Here is a 3732-nt window from a genome sequence, read left to right as displayed (position 1 = left end):
CCCGGCTCGGGAACCGTCTGCTCGACGTACCAGAGCATCGGTTGCGACAGACCTGCGATCTGCTCAGGCGTGAGCGCTTGGCCCAGTTGGATGTTGTTCGTTTTCGCGTAATCGACTGCGTTGCCGTACAGCACCAGCTTCTGCTGGTAGTTGACCGTCAACTGCGATGTGCTGTCTGTTGACAGACCATTGATGAAGCTTGCTTGCCCGTCTGCATCAGGGCCGCTTGCTGGAGTTGAATTGCCTCTTGCTGCGGCGAGAAATAGAACGTCGACGCGCTCGGCTGCAGCGACGGGGGCAAATTCTTCAGCAACAATTTAGGAGAGACCGGATCGAGCGTTGCGCCTAATCCGCCTACGACGTAGCTCGGGCCACCCTGCTGCCCAGTCGCGCCCGTCAGAATCGACGCCCCCGCGCCGCCCAAGCTCGCCGGAATCAACGGTAAGACACCAAGAAACACGAGCAATACAGTGCAACCTTGGGCTCATTCCTTGCCGACCGCGTAGCCAACCTTGAAGCGACACCAAGCCGGATAATCGCCTATAACCTCAACGAAATCATCGAAATACTGTAACCCCAAGCCCAATAGCTCTCGCATCAATCCATCAAGAGCTTCCTGCCCAAACGATGGCCCGAATGAAATCAATCGGTCATCACTATCCAGGGGAGCCTCAACCTTCATAGTAGCCAGCAACTTTTCAAGGGACACTCCGCGTTCAAACAAAGCAGCTTTCCGGATCACCAAGCCATACTCAGGCGTAACGTTAATAAAACTCATTGCTCAATGCCCCGGAATAGTCACACCCTTCGGCACAACAATCGTCGTGTTGTAGATTGGGGTGCTCGTTATCGGCTGGGAAATTTGCCCCCATTGCGCATTCCCTGCTTGGCTGCTCGCAGCCTGCGGAACAGCAAGTGGGGGTGCGCTAGTGGGCGTTGAGCGTCTGCGCGCTGTTCACTACCGGGCCGCTGACGTTGATCGTCGCGTTCAGGCCCGCCGTGATCAGGCTGCCGACGTTCGTCAACGACCCCGCGTTGATCGTCAGATTGTTACCGGCGCCGATGATCGACGCGCGCCTCACAGTAGCTTTCCTTTTAACCACCTTAATGACACGCAACAATCAATATCACATCACCTCTCAAAAAACTATGCCTTATCATTCTCTGGCAACCACCCATCTTCAATTCTTTTAACTAACAATGCATCGTTCCATATTTGACGTATCGGCAATTTTCTTTGCGCATCACTAATACTTCCAACCATCCACTCTCGCTCACCATCCCAAAGCCACCAATTTTCAACTTTTTTTGTAGCAGAATTAGAATTTCCTGCACGGAAAATTGGCATTTCACGAGAATGTTCCGGGATTGGATAATTTCCAATTTTTTTAACAATTCCCATTTTTTCCGCACCTGAAATCGGAAAAAAAACGTAGAAATTCGTATTTTTCCCAACAAGACTCATCATGCTATCAGGAGGACTTTCAAATATCCCAGGAAGAACTCTAATCATCGCCCCCATCAGGGAATTCTTGATGGCATACTGAAAATATGCAGATCCCTTCGAAGTCTCTATCGAGAAAACATCGCCTAATTTTATCATTTCCCAAAATCATCATATTTAATTTTTTAAGTATATCAACTCCTCTTTTAAGCGAATCCGCGTAAATTTGGTTCTTGCTCGATATACTATTTATTTTATTAATCAAAGAACCAGAATTCTTCCCAAGACCGTAGTATTCGATGAGCACCTGCTCGACGGATCTTGCGTCCTCACGCGAAATTCCTTGGAGGCCCGCTATTGGTTCGATAATGATTCCTTTCTGTCGCAGATGTGCTCGCGCCCTTGCCTCTAAATCATCCGTTATCCCAACATACCGAACATTTCCGTTCTCATCCGTCGAACTATATACCGTTGTTGCGCCTGCTAGCGCCCCCCCTATCGGGCGAGTTAATACCTAGAAGACTCGATATCTTATCCGCACCATCCTTCAACTGCGCCATGGTGTTAAGGCTGGCACACAATCCCGGCGACAACAGGCATCCAGGATTGCTCAGGATTGTCACCCCCAACGGATCGCTTAGCGGTGTCCCCGTAATTGTCACACCGCCCGGCCCATTATTCGGCGTCACCATGGTGTTACCACCATTAGCGGCCTCTATCGGATTTACGTAAGTCTCCGCACCTTTCGGACCATTGTTTGGTGTGCCGATGATCGGGTCATTGGTAATTATCGGCAGAATCAATGGCATCGGGCCGAACGGCGTGGCTACCATCACTGTTACGGACTTCACGCTCAGCGCATTGTTCGTCGCCTCGTTCTGCGCGGCAGTCGCACCAGCGTTCGGGTTCTGACCCAATAGTCCAGACAAGCCTGCGCCCGACAGCCCTGCCATCAACGCTATCCCCGCGTTAATCGCCGTATTGTCGTAACTGACCGTCTTGGTGATCGTGCCGTCACCATTGTCCGTATACGTGACGGTCTCCGCACCGTTGTACAGGGCATCACGCAACAAAGGACTTAGCACCGCGCTGGTCGCTGCGCCAATCGCCCCTCCTCCGCATCCAGTGCCAGACGCCGCCGAGCTGGCACATCCCAATGCAGCGTGCGCCCCCACATATCCCAGTTGACCTAGCGTCTCCGGCCCCAGCGACCCAATCTGATACGCCAACGCAGCACTCAGATTGCTGACTCCACTCGCCTTCAACGCATCAAGGAAACTCCCTCCCTGAATCGCCGACTGCACACCTGCTTGAATTGCGGACACGCCTGCCATCGCCGCCAGTTGCCGCGCGATGTCGCTGGCTGTCGATTTCACTGCATTACTCGCTACCCCCTGCGCGATGCTCGGGTTCGTCCCCGCCAGGTTCTCGAGACTGTTCGGCGATGCTTCTGTGGAGAAGCCGAATCCGTTGGTGTCGCTGTACGTAATGCCACGGGTCAAACCCGCTGTGACCGCCGATACCGCACCAGCCGTCAGCATGTCTCCAAAATCGAGCTTGCCGTTGGTCATCACTTGTGACACGGCCGAGGTAAATGCGCTCGCGATAAACGCCGACGCCATTGCGTTGCCCAAGGTACCGGCCGCGAACATGCCGCTGGACAACAGCCCGCCGGTGACCGTCGCCGCCGCACCTTCGGCCATCGCCGCCGTGCCCCCTTCCGCCAAGGCAGTGATCGCGGCGTCAAGGGCTGCTTGCTGTGCAGCCAATTCCGCGGAATTCAGCGCTAACGATGCGCCTTGTGTCGCGATAACCATGACGGTTGTCACGATCAGCATCCCGATCTGCTGGATGCCGAAGCTGCCGCCCTGCTTTACGAAATCGGTATGTAGATCGTCAGCCAGCGTCTGCTGCACGAAGTTGTCACCCAACTGCGCCGCCACACCCGCGATGAACGCTTGTGTTGCCGCGTGATCGACTTCGCCATTTGGGTCCAGCAATTGCAGCGCGCCGCCGATCTGATTGAACTGATCGACGTTCAGCGTCAGGCCGCCCGCTGCTGCGCTCATGAAGCCGCCCGGTTGCACCATCGTGCCCGTCGTCTTCAGGTACCCCGTGTCCTTGATGTAGCTCCAGATCTCACCGACGTCCACCGCGTTGGCGCGGTTCGTCAGCGTGCCAGTGTTCACCGTGAGCGTTCCGCCTGAGGTGATCGAGCCCGTGTTCAGGATGCTGCCGCCCGTCGCCGTGCTGCCGAAGTTCAGCGACAGGTCATTGCTCGCCAGAAT

Annotated in this window: 5 protein-coding genes; all 5 read right to left on the bottom strand. The window is 54.7% G+C overall.

Annotated features, from left to right (window positions below; genetic code table 11):
- Nucleotides 1–484 precede the first annotated feature (484 nt).
- A complete protein-coding gene (locus A9762_RS25985) occupies nucleotides 485–778 on the bottom strand; it encodes a hypothetical protein (RefSeq protein ID WP_069344868.1) in 294 nt (97 codons plus the stop codon).
- Between the two features lie 148 nt (nucleotides 779–926).
- Complete coding sequence (locus A9762_RS29035) at nucleotides 927–1082, bottom strand: hypothetical protein (RefSeq protein ID WP_170836331.1); 156 nt, start codon at nucleotides 1080–1082, stop codon at nucleotides 927–929.
- 65 nt (nucleotides 1083–1147) lie between these two features.
- Entirely contained in the window at nucleotides 1148–1603 is a 456-nt protein-coding gene (locus tag A9762_RS28330) for a hypothetical protein (protein ID WP_083254306.1), read from the bottom strand.
- Nucleotides 1506–1943 (bottom strand): GIY-YIG nuclease family protein, encoded by a 438-nt coding sequence (locus tag A9762_RS29495; protein WP_170836334.1) that lies wholly within the window; start codon nucleotides 1941–1943, stop codon nucleotides 1506–1508. The genes A9762_RS28330 and A9762_RS29495 overlap by 98 nt, the downstream gene beginning before the upstream one ends.
- On the bottom strand, nucleotides 1906–3732 hold a 1827-nt coding region (locus A9762_RS25980), incomplete at its 5' end, for a DUF637 domain-containing protein (protein WP_170836332.1). The genes A9762_RS29495 and A9762_RS25980, both read right to left, overlap by 38 nt.

It is taken from the genome of Pandoraea sp. ISTKB (assembly GCF_001721285.1).
Lineage (GTDB): Bacteria > Pseudomonadota > Gammaproteobacteria > Burkholderiales > Burkholderiaceae > Pandoraea > Pandoraea capi.
This window is presented reverse-complemented; position numbering and strand designations above follow the sequence as displayed.

Coding starts and splice junctions, on each gene's coding strand:
- A9762_RS25985 (WP_069344868.1), bottom strand. CDS start 778: ATGAGTTTTATTAACGTTACGCCTGAGTATGGCTTGGTGATCCGGAAA.
- A9762_RS28330 (WP_083254306.1), bottom strand. CDS start 1,603: ATGATAAAATTAGGCGATGTTTTCTCGATAGAGACTTCGAAGGGATCT.